Annotated in this window: 15 protein-coding genes and 2 pseudogenes; 11 read left to right on the forward strand and 6 right to left on the reverse strand. The window is 60.8% G+C overall.

Annotated elements, in window-relative coordinates:
- The first annotated feature begins 48 nt into the window (after window positions 1-48).
- From AC07X9_RS12915 to AC07X9_RS12955, 9 genes are all read left to right on the forward strand, one after another.
- The gene (locus tag AC07X9_RS12915) at window positions 49-1,350 is read left to right on the forward strand and encodes an NAD(P)/FAD-dependent oxidoreductase (RefSeq protein WP_232313830.1); all 1,302 of its coding nucleotides are present in this window, start codon (window positions 49-51) and stop codon (window positions 1,348-1,350) included.
- A gap of 104 nt (window positions 1,351-1,454) precedes the next feature.
- The gene (locus AC07X9_RS12920) at window positions 1,455-2,855 is read left to right on the forward strand and encodes an aldehyde dehydrogenase family protein (RefSeq protein WP_017181812.1); all 1,401 of its coding nucleotides are present in this window, start codon (window positions 1,455-1,457) and stop codon (window positions 2,853-2,855) included.
- A gap of 39 nt (window positions 2,856-2,894) precedes the next feature.
- Window positions 2,895-4,364: a (S)-6-hydroxynicotine oxidase NdpB gene (ndpB, locus tag AC07X9_RS12925; RefSeq protein WP_037514113.1), complete on the forward strand. Its 1,470-nt coding sequence runs from the start codon at window positions 2,895-2,897 to the stop codon at window positions 4,362-4,364.
- Window positions 4,361-4,840, forward strand: a complete 480-nt coding sequence (locus tag AC07X9_RS12930) for a c-type cytochrome (protein WP_017181814.1) — start codon at window positions 4,361-4,363, stop codon at window positions 4,838-4,840. Before ndpB ends, AC07X9_RS12930 begins: the two co-directional genes overlap by 4 nt.
- Before the next feature lie 108 nt (window positions 4,841-4,948).
- Window positions 4,949-5,569, forward strand: a complete 621-nt coding sequence (locus tag AC07X9_RS12935; protein ID WP_017181815.1) for a flavin reductase family protein — start codon at window positions 4,949-4,951, stop codon at window positions 5,567-5,569.
- A gap of 114 nt (window positions 5,570-5,683) precedes the next feature.
- The gene (locus AC07X9_RS12940; RefSeq protein WP_026002165.1) at window positions 5,684-6,187 is read left to right on the forward strand and encodes a hypothetical protein; all 504 of its coding nucleotides are present in this window, start codon (window positions 5,684-5,686) and stop codon (window positions 6,185-6,187) included.
- A gap of 304 nt (window positions 6,188-6,491) precedes the next feature.
- Window positions 6,492-7,958, forward strand: a complete 1,467-nt coding sequence (locus tag AC07X9_RS12945) for an APC family permease (protein ID WP_157784780.1) — start codon at window positions 6,492-6,494, stop codon at window positions 7,956-7,958.
- A gap of 180 nt (window positions 7,959-8,138) precedes the next feature.
- Complete coding sequence (locus AC07X9_RS12950) at window positions 8,139-9,320, forward strand: MFS transporter (RefSeq protein WP_124810770.1); 1,182 nt, start codon at window positions 8,139-8,141, stop codon at window positions 9,318-9,320.
- 144 nt (window positions 9,321-9,464) lie between these two features.
- A complete protein-coding gene (locus AC07X9_RS12955) occupies window positions 9,465-10,922 on the forward strand; it encodes an NAD(P)/FAD-dependent oxidoreductase (protein ID WP_051034288.1) in 1,458 nt (485 codons plus the stop codon).
- Window positions 10,923-11,356: 434 nt separating this feature from the next.
- On the opposite strand, the gene AC07X9_RS12960 is transcribed toward AC07X9_RS12955, so the two are convergent.
- From AC07X9_RS12960 to AC07X9_RS12975, 4 genes and pseudogenes are all read right to left on the reverse strand, one after another.
- Window positions 11,357-11,530: a hypothetical protein gene (locus tag AC07X9_RS12960; protein WP_017181820.1), complete on the reverse strand. Its 174-nt coding sequence runs from the start codon at window positions 11,528-11,530 to the stop codon at window positions 11,357-11,359.
- A 187-nt stretch (window positions 11,531-11,717) separates the two neighbouring features.
- Window positions 11,718-13,226: pseudogene (tnpC, locus tag AC07X9_RS12965) on the reverse strand (IS66 family transposase); the annotation flags it as partial.
- Between the two features lie 187 nt (window positions 13,227-13,413).
- The gene (gene tnpB / locus AC07X9_RS12970; RefSeq protein WP_026002167.1) at window positions 13,414-13,761 is read right to left on the reverse strand and encodes an IS66 family insertion sequence element accessory protein TnpB; all 348 of its coding nucleotides are present in this window, start codon (window positions 13,759-13,761) and stop codon (window positions 13,414-13,416) included.
- The gene (locus AC07X9_RS12975) at window positions 13,758-14,087 is read right to left on the reverse strand and encodes a transposase (RefSeq protein ID WP_017181823.1); all 330 of its coding nucleotides are present in this window, start codon (window positions 14,085-14,087) and stop codon (window positions 13,758-13,760) included. The genes tnpB and AC07X9_RS12975 overlap by 4 nt, the downstream gene beginning before the upstream one ends.
- Window positions 14,088-14,187: 100 nt before the next feature.
- Here AC07X9_RS12975 and AC07X9_RS12980 point away from each other — a divergent pair.
- Window positions 14,188-14,920 (forward strand): annotated as a pseudogene (locus AC07X9_RS12980) (IS3 family transposase); the annotation flags it as partial.
- A 158-nt stretch (window positions 14,921-15,078) separates the two neighbouring features.
- Entirely contained in the window at window positions 15,079-15,921 is an 843-nt protein-coding gene (gene tnpC / locus AC07X9_RS12985; protein WP_140159590.1) for an IS66 family transposase, read from the forward strand.
- A gap of 96 nt (window positions 15,922-16,017) precedes the next feature.
- Here tnpC (AC07X9_RS12985) and istB read toward each other — a convergent pair whose 3' ends face one another.
- A complete protein-coding gene (gene istB / locus AC07X9_RS12990) occupies window positions 16,018-16,746 on the reverse strand; it encodes an IS21-like element helper ATPase IstB (RefSeq protein ID WP_031304487.1) in 729 nt (242 codons plus the stop codon).
- Entirely contained in the window at window positions 16,733-18,247 is a 1,515-nt protein-coding gene (gene istA / locus AC07X9_RS12995) for an IS21 family transposase (protein WP_021238707.1), read from the reverse strand. The genes istB and istA overlap by 14 nt, the downstream gene beginning before the upstream one ends.
- Window positions 18,248-18,394 lie beyond the last annotated feature (147 nt).

Consider the following 18,394-nt stretch of genomic DNA (forward strand, 5'->3'; position numbering starts at 1 on the left):
TCGTCGCTCCATCGGCGGCGGGTATATATATGTATGAAGGATAGCCAGGTGGAATCGCCAACCGCATCCATAACAACTAGCGACAGGCTTCCGCGATCCGCTTCCGTGGTCATTATCGGGGGTGGGATCGTTGGGCTGACAGCGGCGCTCACGCTCAGCGAGCGCGGTGTTCAGGTGGTTGTCCTGGAAAAGGGGTCGGTAGCGGGGGAGCAGTCGTCCCGTAACCAGGGCTGGATTCGCAAGACCAGTCGCGCTCCGGCCGACGTGCCGCTGGCTGCCGCTTCAGACCGGCTTTGGGCTGGATTGGCAGAGCGGGTCGGTTCCGATGTAGGCTATCGGCAGGCCGGCATTCTCTTTCTCGCTAAAAGCGAGGCGGAAATGCATGTCCACGAGAAATGGCTACAATCCGTCGAGCAGTGCGATCTGGATTCTCGTCTGCTCACCCTGCGGGATATCGATCACCTCGTTCCTGGCGGACGCGGCGACTGGGCTGGGGGCATCTATACGCCGTCGGACGGGCGTGCCGAGCCCTCGCTAGCCGCCTACGCGATCGCGCGCGCCGCACGCGCCAAGGGGGCGATCATACTCGAAAACTGTGCGGTGCGCTCGCTCGTCCTTTCTGGCAGTCGTGTCACGGGTGCAGTGACAGAGCATGGCGAGATCCGCAGCGATGCCGTTTTGCTGGCGGGCGGCCTGTGGTCGCGGCGCTTCCTGGGTAATCTGGGCGTCGATCTTCCGACTTTGCCGCTTACTGTGTCGGTGGCCCGCACCGCTCCGATGGAGGGGCCGACCGAGATTGCCGTGGGAGGGCCGGACTTTTCCTTTCGGAAACATGCGGATGGCGGCTTTATCGTAACCCAGCGCAGTGCCGTAAAGGCGCCGATCACGCTTGACCATCTCTTGATCGGCCAACGATATATTTCCTCCCTGAAGACCCAAGGGCGGTATCTTCGAGTGTCGATCGGGCGCGAATTCTTTCAGGATCTGGCCCTTCCTCGCCGCTGGAAACCTGATGCCCGTTCACCCTTTGAGCGTGTCCGAACAAAAGATCCGGCGATCGATCAACGCGCAATCGGTGAAGCTTTCGCTGCTCTGAGCGCAGCCTGGCCCGTATTCGAGCAGGCCGAAATCGTCCAGACGTGGGCAGGAACCGTGGATGTCACCCCGGACTCAACGCCAGTCATCGATCACGTGAGCAGCATCCCCGGGCTGACCGTCTGCACGGGCTTTTCAGGTCATGGCTTCGGAACCTCGCCTACGGCGGGTGAACTGGCGGCCGACCTGATAACGGGCGCCGACCCCATAATAGATCCGTCACCTTATCGGTTCGGGCGGTTCGCAGCATCTTAGCAATCGGTCCATCCGAAACGATTAGCGGGTCGGCTTCCGCAAAATCAGGCCGAAGATCATAAAGACCACTTGTTGGACCCACTATCGAGAGGACAGGAGCCGCAATGAACGCCTACAAAATGCTCATAGATGGTCAGCTGGTGGATGGTGCGCGCATCATCCCGGTCATAGATCCTTCGACGGGCGAACCGTTCGCCCAGGCCCACGCCGCCGATGGGGCGCAGATCGACGAAGCGGTCGCATCTGCGGCGCGTGCGTTCCCGGCATGGGCGGCGGCACCTTGGGAAACGCGCCGTGCGTGCCTGCTGGAGTTCGCGCAGCGCCTCGAAAACGAGACGGATAGCTTTACGCACCTCCTTATCAGGGAGCAGGGCAAACCCTATGGCGAAGCCCGTTTCGAGGTCGAGGCAACGATCCGCGGCATCCGTTTCTATGCGAATGTCGAGCTGAAGGCCGAGACGCGAACCCACCCCACGGGCGATTATGAGGTCGAGCGCCGCCCGCTTGGTGTCGTGGCCGGTATTACGCCGTGGAATTTCCCGATGATCCTGGCGAGCAACAAATATGCGCCCGCTCTCATTACCGGAAACACGATCGTCCTCAAACCTGCGGCGACCACGCCTCTGACAACCCTGGAACTGGGCCGTCTGGCCGCCGACATTTTCCCCCGTGGCGTGTTCAATATCGTTGCTGACAACAACGACCTTGGTGCGCGCCTGGCCGGGCACCCGGACATCGCCAAGGTTTCGTTCACCGGCTCCACGAACACCGGCAAGGCCGTTCTGAGAAGCGCTGCGGACGATATGAAGCGCGTTACTCTCGAACTAGGCGGCAACGATCCCGCCATCGTGCTGGCGGATGCTAATGTCGAGGCGGCGGCCCGGGGCCTCGCTGCCACCGCCTTCCTCAATGCCGGCCAGGTATGCGCAGCGCCCAAGCGCCTCTATGTCGCCGACCAGATATATGATGATTTCAGGGAGCGGTTCGTGACCGCCACACGCGAAATCAGGATGGGGGCTGGCGACGAGGACGGCGTAACGCTCGGGCCTGTTCAGAACCGCATGCAGTTCGACAAGGTGCGCGGCATGATCGAAGAGGCAGCAGCATCCGGCACGGTACTGACCGGCGGCCACGTCGCCAATCGACCAGGCTTTTTCATCGAGCCGACCATCATTGCCGATCTCGACGATCAGGCTCCGCTGGTTACCGACGAACAATTCGGCCCCGTCGTGCCGCTACTGCGCTTTACGGATGAGGCGGACGCGATCGCGCGTGCCAACGAGGGCGCTTTTGGATTGGGCGCCTCCATCTGGACGCGGGACATCGATCGCGCGCGGCAGCTTGCTCGCGGCATCACGGCGGGCAGCGTTTGGATCAACCAGCACATCGCCATCCATCCCGATATCCCGTTTGGGGGCGTAAAGCAGTCCGGTCTTGGTTCGGAAGGCGGGATTGAGGGGGTGTACGAATACACCCGATTACAAGTGATCAATGCCGCAGGATAGCATTCGCGATAGCGGCACCGGAAGCCAAAGAGGAGCAGCATGACTACGCATCAGGACAATGACGAGCCAATGGACGATCGACACTTGGATCGGCGATCGCTGATGAAATTCGGCGCCGCGGCTGCGGGCTCAATCGCGCTGGTCAGCTGCGCCAAGGAAAACCCGAACCGGGAAGCGCGTGACGGCAAGGACGAAGGTCCCTACGATGTCGTGGTCGTTGGTGCTGGTTACGCCGGTGTCACCGCCGCCCGCGAACTGGCTGCCCAGGGTTGGCGAGTAGTGGTCCTCGAAGCGCGTCCGCGCATTGGTGGCCGTACCTTCACAAGTAAATTCCTTGGTCGCCAGATCGAATTGGGCGGCTCGTCGGTGCACTGGTTACAGCCGCATGTCTTCGCCGAGATGCAGCGTTACGGCTTCGGCTTCCAGGAAGTGCCGCTGCGCAACCTGGACAAGGCCTATGTGATGACTGCCGATGGCAAGGTGCACGATGTGCCACCGGCACGTTTTGACGCTGGCTACGACGACGCGTTCAAGAAGTTCTGCGAAGGCGCCAGGACCCTTTTCCCGCAACCCTTCTCGCCCTTCGCCAACCCGGAGGTTGCCAAGCTGGACGAGATTTCAGGCGCCGCGAGGATGGCAAAGCTCGACCTTGACCCTATCCAGCGCGCGTCGCTGAACGCGGAGCTGGTGCTCTACGCGGGATCCCCCACAAACACGTTCAGCGCCATGAGCTTCGTGAAGCTGGCCGCACTCGCGGCCTGGGATCCATATACCTTCACAGACTCAGAAAAGCACTGGCACATCGCCAACGGCGGCACTGCCGCACTCGCGAAAGCGATCCTCGACGACAGCAAGGCCGACGTCAGGCTCGGCACCGTAGTCAAGCAGGTGGAGACCACCGCGACAGGCGTCACGCTGCGTACTGCCGATGGACAGACGGTCGAGGCGAAAGCGGTGCTTTTCACGTTGCCGACCCAGGTCTATCCGGACATAGAATTCAAGCCGGGCCTCTCCGCAGAGAAGCGCGCATTCATCAAGAACGGGGACATCTGCGACGGCGCGACGATGTATATGCGCATCAAGCAGAATATCGGCAACACCTTCGCCTTCTGCGACGATCCCAATCCCCTGAACGCCATCCAGACCGAGGAGTCTGACGACACGGTGGGTACGATCCTGAAGGCGACCCTTGGCCGCCAATCCCTCCTCGACATCAACGACCAGGACGCCGTCAACGCCGAACTGCGCAAGATCCATCCGACTGCGGAGATCACCGACATCGCACCCTATAACTGGGTCAAGGACCCGTTTTCCAAGCAGGCGTGGCCTGCCTACCGGGCGGGATGGTTCAAGAAGTATAAGGACATGGCGAAGCCGGAAGGCCGCATGTTCTTCGCAGGTTCCGGGACGGCGGACGGCTGGCACGCCTATATCGACGGCGCTGTCGAAAGTGGTATTCGTGCGTGCCGTGAGGTGACGCAGTTGCTCGAGAAGGGAAACCAACAATGATCAACCGGTTGTTGAGGTACCGCCGTTTGACGGCATGCGCGACGTTGTGCCTCGGCGCGCTCGCTGCATGCTCGAACCCGACGGCCGACGGAAACAAGCAGGACGGAAACACCGCCCCCGCACCAGCCGCCTCGGCGGACTATTCCGCCCTGGCGAGCAATCCTGCGGAGGTCGAGGCCGGGAAGAAGGTTTTCAGCAATTGCGCCGTTTGCCACTCCGCAGAGGCGGGGGCGCCGTCTCCGGCCGGTCCCACCCTCGCCGGGGTGCTTGGCCGCAAGATCGGTGGCGCGGCAGGCTATCCATACTCCCAGGCTTTGGCAAAGGCTGAGGGGGATTGGACGCCCGAGAAGCTTGACACTTTCCTGAAGAACCCGATGGAGGCTTATCCGGGCACCGCCATGGCGTTCGGAGGCCTGGCCAAGGGTTCCGATCGAAAGGCCGTGGTCGCTTATCTGGCGGGCACCGGCTCGAAATAGGGCGAGCCATTCCGCTCCCGTTGGGCCAAGTCCCGACCGGAGCGGATTTGCGCGTCGGACTGCGCGCGACACCGGCGACCCATCTCATCCGACGAAACGGACCAGCACATGCACGACACGCATTTCTACGAACCTCGTGCCGGACATGGCCTGACTCGGGATCCGTTGCGCGCCATCCTTGGCCCCCGGCCGATCGGCTGGATATCGAGCCGATCGGCTGCGGGAGTGGCCAATCTTGCGCCGTACAGCTTCTTCTCGATGCTCTGTGACAAGCCGCCGATCATTGGCTTCTCGAGCATCGGCGAGAAGGACTCATTGGCCAACATCCGCGAAACGGGGGTTTTCGCCTGCAACCTCGTCACGCGGCGCCATGCCGAGGCGATGAACATCAGCTCGCGACCCGCGCCACCGGGCATCGATGAATTTGAAGAGGCGGGCCTTAAGTCGGCCGATTGCACGATCATCGACTGCCCGCGCGTTGCGGAAACTCCGGTGGCTTTGGAGTGCCGCCTGATCGACATCAGGGGGCTGACCGATGCCGCGGGTAGCCGTACCTCGGCCTGGTTGACCCTTGGCGAGATCGTCGGCGTACACATCGATCGCACGCTTCTGCGGGACGGGCTGTTCGACACCGCTTCTGCCGGGATCGTGTTGAGGGCCGGCTATGCCGCCGACTATTTTGAGATCGGCTCGACAGCCGCCTTCACCATGAAGCGCCCTGCGGGTTAGAAGAGATTTTTGGTCCCTGTGCAGGATGGTGACACGTTGACAAAGGCACAACCGGCATTATTATCCGAACGCCTAATAACTACTGTATCCACCAATCATCATCGGGGAGATCTTATGGCTCTCAACTTCAAAGCGGGCTTGACCCTATTATCCGCCCTTTGCCTCGCACCAGTCGGCGCCATGGCGCATGACATGGGCACCACTAATTCGGAGGCGGAAATCACGGAAGGACTCCGCGCGTTCTTCGCTAGTCAGGACAAAGCAAATCGGGATGGTCTGTCGACCACCGAGTTGGTCAAGCGCTTCTATGCTGAAGACGTGATCATCACGGGTGAAGGGGATGCCGTTCCCAGGCGCGGTATCAAAGATGCCGTCACCGCGCTTGACGATTGGTTCGCTTATCTGGGTCCGAATGGAAACAAGGGCTGCGAATTTAGTGTGCAAGACTCGCTTGTGGCATCGGGCGACCTTGCTTCGGTATTCGCCGTGCTGAAATGCAAGCCGACTCCCAAGACCAAAAAGGAAGAGACGATCCGTCAGCTCTTCGTGCTGAAGCGTTCGCCGCTCGGTTGGCGCGTAGTGCGCGAAATGTGGCAGGCTGGTGACTTCGGAAAATAGCTTTATGTTCCCCACCAGTCTTCCTGGTATTGCATAACTTTGCCCCGGCTTGCACCTTCGTGAAGGCGCAAGACCGGGGCTATTCTTATTAAATCAGGCCAGTTCCTGGCAGACCGCATCGGCGAACAAAGTTAGCCAGGAACGTCCATTCGCGCTTCCTTTTCCACGCATGTTACAGGTTCAAGTTTGGCGATTGCATTTATGCAGATGAATAATTATGGTCGCGGCACTTGCGCTCTATTGCCAACGGTCACCGTCAACCATCCGGTGCCATGCGAGACGAAAAGAATTTCGGGAGATTGGGATGACACAAACCATAGTTGACACTGCATCAATAGCCGTCCCTCCTCCCCGTGGAGCCGAGCCCGTTGCGTTGCCGCGCACGCTCAGCACATTCAGGCTAGCCGTATTTGTCATTGCTGCGGTCGCGCCTCTAGCCTGCGTGATCGGTGTTTTGCCGGTTGCGCTTGTGTTCGGCAGCGGGACTGCCCTGCCGCTGGCCTTCGTCATCGCCACGGTGGTTACAGCGCTATTCGCTGTAGGCTATTCGGCGATCAGCCGCGAGGTTTTGGTGGGTGGCGCCTTCTATGCCTATATCGCGCGCGGTCTGGGATCAGTGGTGGGTATGGGCGCGGCGTGCGTGGCCGTGGTTTCCTACACGATGTTTGTGCCTGGCGGCTTCAGTTACCTGGGTTTTATCATGCATACCACGGTGCAGACTTTGCTGGGCTATGACTTGCACTGGGTAACCTATTCCTTGGCAGCTTGGGTCATCGTCGGCTTATTCGGTCTGCGCAAGATTGATTTCAGCGCTCGCGCCGTGCTGATCGTAATCCTTATCGAATTCATTCTCCTGCTGTTCTTCGATGCCGCCCTTGTCGACAAGCTCGGCACAAGCGCATTTCCAATACAGTCATTGGATATCGGTGGCCTCGCCAGTGGTGCGCCGGGCGTCGCGATCCTGCTCGCCTTTACATGCTACTTCGGAATCGAATCCGCGGCACTTTTTTCGGAGGAGGCCAAGTCTCCACAAAAGTCTGTTGCGCGGGCGACCTATCTCGCGATCGGCGCCATTGGTGTCTTCTATTTCGTGACGTCGTGGATCACCGTTGGCGGGGTGGGACCTGATAACATCAAGGGCATACCGGAGTCCGACGTCGGCCTCATCTACTTCAAGCTCAGCGACAAATTCATCAGCGGCGGATTCACCACGATCATGCAGGTCGCGGTCATCACCAGCATGTTCGCTACCGTATTGTCGATGCACAACGTGGCTGCCCGCTACATGTTTGTGCTTGGCCGCCAAGGTTGCCTTCCGCTCGTGCTCGGCCGTGCGCATCCCGTTCATGGTTCACCGACCATGGCCAGTCTGACCGTATCGGGCATCTCGCTCATAGTCATCGTTGGAGCCGCATATCTTGGCCTGCACCCGATGCTGGGACTTGGACTGGTGGCGCTCGGCTTCGCCGCGGCTGGGGTCATGTTCATGCAGGCGCTGACCAGCCTTGCGGTCATCTCCTACTTCCGGGACCATCCGCAACGTAAGCTCTGGCAGCACGTGATCGCACCCGCACTGGCGTTTATCGGCCTGCTGGGCGCGCTATACTTTGCCTTTGAAAACTTCGAGTATCTCAGCGGGAGCAGCAACCCTGTCGTTAATCGGATCCCTATCGGTATTCCGGTGGCGATGGTTGTCGGCATCGGCTTCGCGCTCTGGCTTCGTCGCTATCGGCCATCGCGTTTCGCAGCCATTCTTCAGGACCATCCCTGAAGCGTCCTGGTGTGGAAAGATACGGGCGCGTGGCCCGATAGGCCGATAAATATTCGATTGATGAATTATTCTTGTTGGCCTCGTGGCCTGTGATAAGCTCCCCGCCTGCGGTCCTTTTGCATCGAGGGCATCATCGAACGACCTCACCCTGCGAGCAGGCTGTCATCAGGAGATTAGAGAGTGAAGAGCGGACTTGGTGCACACCCTCGAATTACGTTGGCGATAGCGTGTACCCTCTATGGTCTATCACTCGTTCTGATCGATGTGGCGCCATTTTTTGTGGGCATGTACAACGACACGCTGCGTATCAGCCTAAGCCAGGCGGGCTTTGTTCAAACCATCGACCAGGCCGGCGGCGTCGTGGGAGCCGTACTCGGCTTCATCTTGATGCCACGCGCGCCGTGGCGGTTGCTTATATTGGGCGCTTCCCTGGCGGCAACCGTCGCCAACGCGCTGACCGGCATGGCGGACAGTTACTTACTGCTCTGCTCGGTGCGGTTCGCATCAGGATTGAGCGTGGTGCTTTTGACGACCGTGTGCGCATGCATCATGGCTCGAGCGACCGTTCCGGATCGCGCGTTCGGCGCCGGAATGGCCATCTCCCTGTTGCTGTCGGCCGCCGCAATCTGGCTGCTTGACGCCTTGCGTGAGTATATCGGCTACGGCGCCGCTCTTTCATCGGGCGCGCTCTGGCTGGGTGCCGCGGTGTTTCTATCGCTGCTGCTTCCCGCCGACCTGCGCGGTGGCACGGTTGATCTGGGGAGCCGTGATGGAGAAGGCACCCGGCTTGGCGCCATAGCGTTCGGAAAGATCGCGTTGGTGGGCTTGCTACTGTTCGCCGTGGGGGCAAACGTGGTTTCCGGATTTACGGAACGGGTCGGCCTCGCCAATGGCCTTAATCCGGCCCAGGTCGCGAATGCCGCCGCGTTCAGCTACATCTTGTCGATAGTGGCCGTCCTGATCCCGACTGCTGTCGGCGTGATCGGAGGCCGACTCAAGTGGATCGCCTTTACTACCCTGTTATTCTTCGGCGCGATTTGGGCGCTGTACGAGTCGACGACAACTTTCTCCTACACGATAGCATTCGCAGCATACCTATCCGCCTGGGGTTTGGGCCTGACCTATTATATGTCACTCGTTGCGGACAATGATCCAGATGAAAAGTTCACCCGCATGATCTATATCATCAACGTAGCTGCGCAGGCCATAGGCCCTGCCATCGGTGCGATGTTGGTCGCGAAAGGTTCGCTGAGCATCGTCCTTCTTGCCGCGCCCTTCCCCGCCGCAGCTGCCCTTGTGATAATTGCGGTATATGCAGCCCGAAGGCCCCACGAAGCGGCGCGGGTGCCTGCTGCCTCCTGAACCATGGCTTGCGTCGCCACTTCAGGGTGGCGCGTTTGTAAAGCGATCGGTCGGGTCGGACCGGATGTCAGGATTTGAAGCCCTCATAGCGCTGCGCCAAGGACGATGCGATGTCGGCCTGGCTTAATAGTTGGAGTTGGTAGGATGCACAATCAAACTCCCGGGCCTGGCCATGATGTGCCGTACCCGGCGTCGGGCACGAACGAGCGAGCAAAGCCCTCGTCGCCCCCGCACGCAGGCAAGTCCTTCTGGATTCGGGATTATGGAAATTACACCGCGAATCCGGACCTGGCTGCCGATCTGCGATGCGACATTCTCGTAATAGGCGGCGGCATCGCCGGACTTTCATCGGCCTGGCACTGTGCGAAGGACGGTCTGGGCTCGGTGGTCGTGATCGAAAGCGAAATCATCGGTTTCGGCGCCAGCGGACGAGCCGCTGGCTGGCTCATGCCACAGTTTGGCATGAGCCAGTTGGCCATACACAAGAAATACGGGGTGGAACGATCTGCGGCGGCCTTTGCATATTGTCGTCGCGCGACCGCTTACACTCGCCAGATTATCGAACAAAATGGTCTGGACAGTGATTATCGTGCTCCTGGACTGATGCGTGTCGCTTTTGATGATCGATGGATCGATGATCTCCACGATCTGTACTCCGCTCACCAAAAGGTGGGCGTTGATACGATATCCTGGCTTGATGCCCGTCAGGTGCAGGCTAGTTACAACGGAAATACCCACTTTAAGGCTGCAATCGCAGACACTGATCTAGGTCTGCTGAATCCCTGCAAACAAGTGCGTGAACTAAAGCGCATTGCGGAGGCAGCAGGGGTTACGGTGTATGAAAACACGCCAGCGACTCATCTGGAGCGGACGCCCAGCGGGGTGCGAGTGTCGACGCCGGGGGGAAGAATCTTTGCGAGCAAGGTCGTACTGGCGACCAATGCATTCACGCACCAGCTACAAGGTCCACTCGGCAGGGAACTCGACCGGTATCAAGCTCCGGTATTCGCGCGCGGCGCGGTGACCGAGCGCTTGTCCGACGAGCAATGGGCGTCGATTGGCTGGAAACAGGGCAACGCGATTGAAAGCTCACTCGATCTGTTCCACTATATGGCACCCACTGCGGACAAGCGCATCCAGTTCTACTTCATCTATTATGGCGGCCATCCGACGCGAACCGAGATGGAGCCAACCGTCGATGCCAAGGGGGGCCAGGTGTCGCTTGCTCACTTGAAGGCTATCTTTCCTGCGCTAAAAGATGTCAGGCTGGCACATAACTGGGGTGGACACATGTCGGGGACGCGCGACCTGGTGCCTCACCTCACGAATGTCGGTGACGAGCGCGTGATCTATATCGGCGGGTGCTGGGGCCATGGGCTCGCCATCAGCCATTTACATGGTCAGACTGTCGCAGACATGCTCGCCGGTCGCCGTAGTGATCTAACCGATTTTTGGATCGTCAACCGCAAGCCGCAGAGGTGGCCCGCTTGGCCGCTTGATTATCTCGGGAAGCAAGCGGCTTGGTCACTCATGAAGCGAAAGGTACGCAAGCAGCTTCGTGGTTCCATTTTCGATGATCCGGAGGGCGGTTTTCTAGAATGAAAATCACCGGGCGACCCCCGCGTACGAAGGCAGTCGAAGATCATCACACTGGACGCCCACTTCGCCTACCATCTTGATCCATAGCTGCTCCTCGAAGCTTCGTGGATCGAAATCTCAGTTCGTGGATATTCTCGCAAGATCATTCTTATGTGTCCTGTCAATAATAATGAGTGAAATATTCCATGAAAGGTCAAGTTATAATTGATGAATCTGTTGTTCGAGATATGGAACGACTTCTTACTGGTCAAACAGACGAAGCGTTGAATTACAGATTCGGGATTAGCTACAACACGTGGCGTAAGATTAAAATAGGTAAGCCGGTTAGGAATTCGCTGGCCGATCGACTGCAGTCTCGTCTTGCTCAATTGAATAGGTTTTCCCATACTGATGACGTCTGATTGAAACCTTATCAAGCTTTAGAGTATCTATGATGGTCAAGCGCGAGATTGCTGCCAAAGGCGATCTGCTTTGAGCAGAGCATTGGCCGTGACGACGAGCTTTCGCATGAGTGTAGTGATGGCGACCTTGGCTGGTTTGCCAGCGGCGACCATCTGCTGATATTTGGATTTTAGGTCGGGATTGAAGCGGGCGGCGATGAGCGCCGGCATGAAGAGAGCGCTTCTCGCTTCAGGAACTGACACCGGAGCCTGATATGGCTGTTTCTTAAGAAGGCGACTCAGTTCTTCGCGAGCCAAAGGCCGTGAGGTTTGCCTTTGTGCAAAGCTGGCGGCATCGCTGGCGGGTGGAGTTGATGTGCCGTGTCCTTCAGGGTAGGCATGCGGTGAAGGCCGCGGATCAGGCGGCTTTTCGTTGATCCTCGGCGGCACGCCAATTCCATGGAAGCAGTTCGTGGAGACGGTTCTGGGGGATGTCGGCGATGCGGCTGAGCACATCGGCGAGCCAGGCCTGCGGATCGATGTCGTTGAGCTTTGCCGTGCCAATGAGACTCAACATGAAGGCGGTGCGCTGGCCGCCGCGATCTGAACCAGCGAAGAGCCACGACTTTCTCCCCAGGGCAATGCCCCTCAGCGCCCGTTCCGCCGCGTTGTTCGAGAGGCAGATACGGCCGTCGTCGAGGAACGCGGCGAAGGCGGGCCACGCCTTGAGCATGTAATCCATGGCCTCGGCCACATCGCTGTTCTTCGATAGCTTCGACCGGCTGTCGCGCATCCATTCTTCCAGATCGGCCACCAGCGGGGCGCTGTGCTCCTGCCGCAGAGCCAAACGATCCTGCGCCGATTTGCCGTTGATGGCGCGCTCGATGTCGAAGATCGCGTCGATACGGCGAACCGCCTCCACTGCCAGCGGCGAGATGACGGCCTTTTTGCGGCGCTTTCTGAGCTGCGCGGCGACATCGGCCAGTTCGAAGAAATAGCGGCGCGCATGGCTCCAGCATAAAGCACGGGTGAGTGGCGCCGGCAGGCGATCGCCATGGAACAGCGCATTATAGCCGGCATAGGCATCGGCCTGGAGGATGCCTCTCCAACTACGCAGATGGCCCACAGGATGTTCGCCCCGCCGGTCACGGGAATAATGAAAGATCGCTGCTGGCGGCGCGGGCCCGCCAAAAGGTCGATCATCCCGGACATAGGTCCAGATCCGGCCCGTATCGGTCTTGGTCTTGGCCAGCACTGGCACAGTCGTATCGTCGCCATGCAGCCGCTCGGCGGCAAGGACGTGGGCTTCGATCAGCAGATAGAGCGGCATGAGCGCGGCGGTGCAGGCGCCAACCTGATCGGCCAGGGTGGAAAGGCTCAGCTCTACGCCCTCGCGGGCATAGCGATCGCGCTGGCGGTTGAGCGGCTGATGCGCCCCGAACTTCTCGAACAGCAGCATTGCCAGGAAGCTAGGGCCAAAAAGCCCGCGGGGCGTGACGTGGAAGGGTGCCGGCGGTTGACTGATCTTCTCGCAATCGCGGCAGGAGAACTTCTCCCGTACGGTCTGGATCACCTTCCACTGGCGCGGCACGACCTCAAGCGTCTCGGTGATATCCTCGCCCAGCTTGCACAGCCGATCCGAACCGCAGCAGGGGCAGGCCTCGGGCGCGGCGATGACGACGCGCTCACGCGGCAGATGCTCGGGCAAAGGCTTGCGCGCGGGCCGCTTGCGCTCGAAGGGCGCGACGTTGGTCTTCGCTGCTGCCAGCGCAGCCAAGAGCTCATCTTCGCTGGCAGCGGTCTCGCACTCTTCGAAGGTCAGCTCCATCTGGTCGAGCAGATGGCGCGTGCGCTCGGAGCGCTGGCCGAAAAGGGTGCGGCGCATCTTCTCATTCTGCAGTTCGAGAAGGACGTTACGGGCTTCCAGGTCGGCGTTGATCGCCCCTTCGACGGGCTCAGGACAGGCTTGATCCGGGCGACTTCAGCGGCAACAGCTTCCGCAGCGGCGAGCCGCTCGCGAAGGCTATCGATCTGTGCTTGAGCCTCGTCACCCATGCCGGCGCGTATAGCAGAAAAGCGCTGGAATCCCTAGCTTTTTAGGCAATCTCGACCTTTTATGCGGCCAATGTCGGGCGCCATGTGGCCTGCGGATTACGCCAGTCGATCGCCTCCAGCATGCAGGCCATCTGCGAGGGGGAAATGGCGATCACGCCGTCGACCGCGGAGGGCCAGATGTACTTCCCCCGCTCGAGACGCTTGGCATAAAGCGACATGCCCACGCCGTCGTGCCAGATGACCTTGCAGAGGTCGCCGCGGCGACCTCTGAAAATGTAGAGATCGCCCGCGAATGGGTCACGTCCGAAACTCTGTTGCACCTGCAGGGCCAGGCTGCGCATGCCGCGTCGCATGTCCGTGTGCCCCGTTGCAATCCATATCCGAACGCCGGAGGGGACTGGGATCACGGCTTAACCGACCGCAGCACTGCCGACACCAGCCCCGGCGAGGCGCCTGCAGGAATACGCACGATCGCCCGCTCGAACTCCACGGTGATCGCCGTCCCCATGGCCGGTGCCGGATCAGGGCGCACCTGCACCTCTGCAAAGCCGTGCGCTGCCTGACCCATCTGGCGCCGCCATCTGTAGATCTGGTTCGGCCGAAGATCGGCACGACGGGCAATCTCCGCCACGTTCGCACCGGGCGCCGAAACAGCAGCAACCAACTCGCGCTTCTGCTGATCGGTCCATACTCGCCGCCGCTCCGGGCCTGAAATTACCGTGATCTGACTCATCGCACCGTCCCTAGTACCGGTGCAAACACCAGCGCTTGCACCGGTGCCATCTCGAAATATCAGCCAATCACCGCAAGGCGGCCCTCACCGGAGCGATACCCTTCAGGTGAGCGAGCGCGGCTTTAGTTCGTGGCGCTCGCGGCCGATCAGTCGCCGGGAACGGACAGACATGAAGGTGTTGGCGCATATCCGGGAGCAATACCGCCTCAGCCTTGGCAGCTACGGTCGTCCCCGGATGACGATGGAGTTGAGGGAGGCCGGGCTCGACGTCGGCGAGCGTCGGGTCGGCCGCCTCATGCGGATCAACGGGATCAAGCCCGTTCGCACGCGCAAACACAAGGTTACCACGGACAGCCACCGTCGCCTGGGTGTCGCGGCAAACTGGTTGGACGGGGATTTTGCCGCCCATGCGCCAACCGCAAATGGGCCGGTGACATCACCTATATCTGGACGTCAGAAGGCGGGCTCTACCTCGCCGTTATTCTCGACCTGCATAGCCGTCGCATCGTTGGCTGGGCTGTCAGCGACAGGATGAAGAAGGATTTGGCGATCCGGGCGCCGGGCGCTTATGGCGGTGCGTATGCGTATTCCACCGCGGAACTGCATTTTCGACTCCGATCGCAGCAGCTAATATTTGCTCTTATGACTCTCAGAAGAAGCTGCGAGCCTATGGCCTGCATCCACCAATGAGCGGCAAGGGCAATTGTTACGACAACTCTGCCGTCGAGACATTCTTCAAATCTCTGAAAGCCGAAATGATCTGGCGGCAGCGCTGGCCGACGCGGCGGCAAGCTGAAGCTGTCATCTTCCAGTACATTAATGGCTTCTACAACGTAAGCGCCTACGGAATGCGACCTTGTGACCGGGCCCAGAATAGGAAAGCTCGCGGCCTTTGAGGAGGCGTGAGCATGGACAGTGAGCAGTTAAACGAGCCTCATATGAGCGGTCGTGGGGACGGCGGCCTGCGGTCGATCTACCGCTGCCCAAGGTGATGGCGAGCAGCGCCTTGCAGGCCAATCTCGTCGTCAGCCGCTTTGTCGATCATCAGCCATGGCACCGGCAGTCGGTGATCTTCCGCCGCGTGGGGCTCCACATCGATCGGGATGTGATGAGCCGCTGGACGCGGAAACTGGCATGGTTGTTGGCGCCCTTGGGCGAGCGGCTGTTCGCCTATATCCGCGAAGCCGCCAAGATCCATGGTGACGACACACCGGTCACGCTGCTGGGCAACGACGAGGGCAGCCGGACCGGGCACTTCTGGGTCTATCTGCGCGATGATCGATCGAGCGGCGACATGAGCCCGCCCGCCGTTGCCTTCCGCTTCAGTGCCGATCGTGGCGGCGCGCATCCGGCGGAACATCTGGCCGATTATCAAGGCCGTCTGCAGGCGGACGGCTTTGCCGGGTACAACGCGCTCTACCGCGATCCCAAGACCAAGGCGCCAAGGGATATCGTCGAAGTGGGATGTTGGGCTCACAGTCGCAGGAAATTTACCGACATACTGGAGAAGAACCCGTCGCCGAGCGCGGCGGACGCGGTCGTGCGGATCGCCGAACTCTTCGCAATCGAGCGCGATATCAAGGGCGCGCCGCCCGATGAGCGAAGACGCATCCGCCAGATCAAGGCGGTGCCGAAGCTGGAGGCTGTGCGCGTCTGGCTTGAAACCCAGAACCGTGGCCTGTCGTCCGACAGCAATCTGGCGCGTGCGTGTCGCTATCCGCTCAACCGCTGGCAGGCCATGATCCGCTACTGTGTCAAACGGCGTTCAAAAGGGACCCCCGATCGGCGTCGAAGAGGGACCCCCTTTTCAGATAATATGATGCTGGTTTGTTGAAGATGGCCTTGCGCTGCGTGCGGCGGAGGGCGGGCGTAGCCCGACCGGAGGCGCGCGCAGCGCAAGATAGATTTTTGAAGGCGCCGAAGGTGGCTGTCAGCTGCGGTTTTTGAAGCGCCAGCTGTCGTTGCCCGTCTCGACGATATCGCAGTGGTGGGTGACGCGGTCGAGCAGCGCCGTGGTCATCTTGGGATCGCCGAACACGGTCGGCCATTCGCCGAAGGCGAGGTTCGTGGTGATGATGACGCTGGTCCGCTCATAAAGCTTGCTGATGAGGTGGAACAGCAACTGCCCTCCCGAGCGGGCGAACGGCAGATAACCGAGCTCGTCGAGAACGATCAGGTCGAGCCGCGACAGCTGCGCCGCCAGGGTCCCGCCTTTGCCGATCCGGGTCTCCTCTTCGAGGCGTGTCACCAGATCGACGGTGTTGAAGTAGCGGGCGCGAGCGCCCCTTCGCACGACATTGGCGGTGATCGCGATGGCGAGGTGGGTCTTGCCTGTCCCCGTGCCGCCGACCAGCACGATATTGCGGCGAGGCGGGAGGAAGGAGCCATCGTGAAGGGAGCGGATCATCTCCTCATTGATCGGTGTGCCCTCGAAGCTGAACCGCTCCAGGTCCTTCACCACGGGCAGCCTCGCAGCCGTCATCCGATAGCGGATGGAGGCTGCATCCCGGTGGGTCGCCTCAGCACGGAGCAGGTCGGTCAGTATCTCCATGGTGGTGCGCTTGCGCTGGAGGCCGGTGGTGACCGCCTCGTCGAACGCCGCCGCCATGCCCTTGAGTCCGAGGCCGCGCATCGTGTCGATCATATCATGCCGCTGCATCATAGCCTCGCAGCAGATCATAGCGGGCACAGTCGGCGAGCGGAGGATGCTGCAGCATCCGGTCTTCCGAAGTGACGATGCTGTGGGGTGTCGCCGGCTCGCGGCGCCGGGAGAGGATGTTGAGGATCAGCTCGTCGCTGGCCGTTCCGTTCGCCAACGCTTCGCGCACGGCAGCCTCTACCGGCTCCAGGCCATCGGTGAGCACCGCCGAGAGGACCCGCACGAACCTGCGATCGGCCTCGTCCCCGGTGCCGAGCCTTCGCCGTAATCGGTGCAGGGCGGGCGGCAGATCCCAGTCCTGGAACGGTGCGCCGTTACGCAGCGCGCCGGGCTTGTGCGCGAGGACCGGCAGATAATGCCAGGGATCGTATATCGTGCGGTTCCGACCGAAGTGGCGCTCATGCTCCCCGACGATCGCATCGCCGCAGCGTATGACGATGCGATCGGCATAGGAGCGCACCTGAACGGTCCGGCGTGCGGCCGTCGACATGACCGAGTAGCGGTTGCGATCGAAGCTGATGAGGCAGGTGCCGGTGACGGCATGCTCGCTCTCATGGAAGCCGTCGAACGGTGCCAGGATCGGCTGCAGGGCCGGTCGCTCCATATCCAGCGCCTCGGCGACGGTAATATCCCCGCGTTCGGGATGGGCATGATGCTCGGCCCAGCGCCGGCACTCGGCCTCCAGCCACCCGTTGAGCTCGGCCAGGCTGGCGAACCGGAGCCGCGGCTGGAAGAAGCGGCCTCGGATTGTCTGGACCTGCTGCTCGACCTGGCCCTTCTCCCATCCCGCCGCCGGCGAGCAGGCGGTCGGCTCGACCATGTAATGATCGGTCATGATCAGGAAGCGGCGGTTGAACACACGCTCCTTGCCGGTGAACACGGCCGTCACCGCCGTCTTCATATTATCGTAGATACCGCGTCGCGGCACACCGCCGAAGAACGCGAACGCCCGGGCATGGGCATCGAACAGCATCTCCTGGCCCTCGCGCGGATAGGCCCGGACATAGGGTGCGCGCGAGTCGCAGAGACGCATATGCGCCACCTTCACCCGCATCGGCTTGCCGGCGATCTCCACATCCTCGTGGCTCCAGTCGAACTGGTAGGCCTCACCCGGCTGGAAGGTCATCGGGATGAACGCCGGTGCGCCTTCGCCAGCATCCTTCCGCCGCGCAGCACGCCAGCGCGCCGCATAGCGGCGCACCGCATCATAGGATCCATCGAACCCCTCGCGCACCAGCAGGTCATGGATACGCGTCATCCGTAGCCGATCGCGGCGGCCGCGACCTTCGTTCTCCTCAAGCAGCGCATCGAGACGATCCTGATAAGGACCGATCCGCGGCAGCGGCTGGACTTTGCGCTGATAGTTGAACGCCGCCTCCGGCGACCGGATCGCTTTGCGGACGACCTTCCGCGACAAACGAAGGTCACGAGCGATCGCCTTGATCGCCTTACCCGCTGCATGCTCACGCCGAATCCGAACCACTGTCTCCACGATCAACATCCCGTTCTCGCCAACTGATCAAAACCAGTCGGCCGACTAAATCCCCGGGATGAAGGGGTCCTTTTTGCACGCCGATCACCCCACGAAGGGGGTGCCTATTGCACGCTGATCCTCACCGGTTGCGCGGCGAGGGGCTCACCAGCCTGG

The organism is Sphingobium sp. GW456-12-10-14-TSB1 (assembly GCF_059424385.1).

What these genes read in the sequence shown, in the direction of transcription:
- AC07X9_RS12935 (WP_017181815.1), top strand. Translation starts at nt 4,949, where the DNA reads ATGCACGACACGCATTTCTACGAACCTCGTGCCGGACATGGCCTGACT.
- AC07X9_RS12930 (WP_017181814.1), top strand. Translation starts at nt 4,361, where the DNA reads ATGATCAACCGGTTGTTGAGGTACCGCCGTTTGACGGCATGCGCGACG.
- tnpC (WP_140159590.1), top strand. Translation starts at nt 15,079, where the DNA reads ATGGCGAGCAGCGCCTTGCAGGCCAATCTCGTCGTCAGCCGCTTTGTC.
- AC07X9_RS12960 (WP_017181820.1), bottom strand. Translation starts at nt 11,530, where the DNA reads ATGCCGGCGCTCATCGCCGCCCGCTTCAATCCCGACCTAAAATCCAAA.
- AC07X9_RS12975 (WP_017181823.1), bottom strand. Translation starts at nt 14,087, where the DNA reads ATGAGTCAGATCACGGTAATTTCAGGCCCGGAGCGGCGGCGAGTATGG.
- ndpB (WP_037514113.1), top strand. Translation starts at nt 2,895, where the DNA reads ATGACTACGCATCAGGACAATGACGAGCCAATGGACGATCGACACTTG.
- AC07X9_RS12945 (WP_157784780.1), top strand. Translation starts at nt 6,492, where the DNA reads ATGACACAAACCATAGTTGACACTGCATCAATAGCCGTCCCTCCTCCC.
- AC07X9_RS12955 (WP_051034288.1), top strand. Translation starts at nt 9,465, where the DNA reads ATGCACAATCAAACTCCCGGGCCTGGCCATGATGTGCCGTACCCGGCG.
- istB (WP_031304487.1), bottom strand. Translation starts at nt 16,746, where the DNA reads ATGCAGCGGCATGATATGATCGACACGATGCGCGGCCTCGGACTCAAG.
- AC07X9_RS12920 (WP_017181812.1), top strand. Translation starts at nt 1,455, where the DNA reads ATGAACGCCTACAAAATGCTCATAGATGGTCAGCTGGTGGATGGTGCG.
- AC07X9_RS12940 (WP_026002165.1), top strand. Translation starts at nt 5,684, where the DNA reads ATGGCTCTCAACTTCAAAGCGGGCTTGACCCTATTATCCGCCCTTTGC.
- istA (WP_021238707.1), bottom strand. Translation starts at nt 18,247, where the DNA reads ATGTTGATCGTGGAGACAGTGGTTCGGATTCGGCGTGAGCATGCAGCG.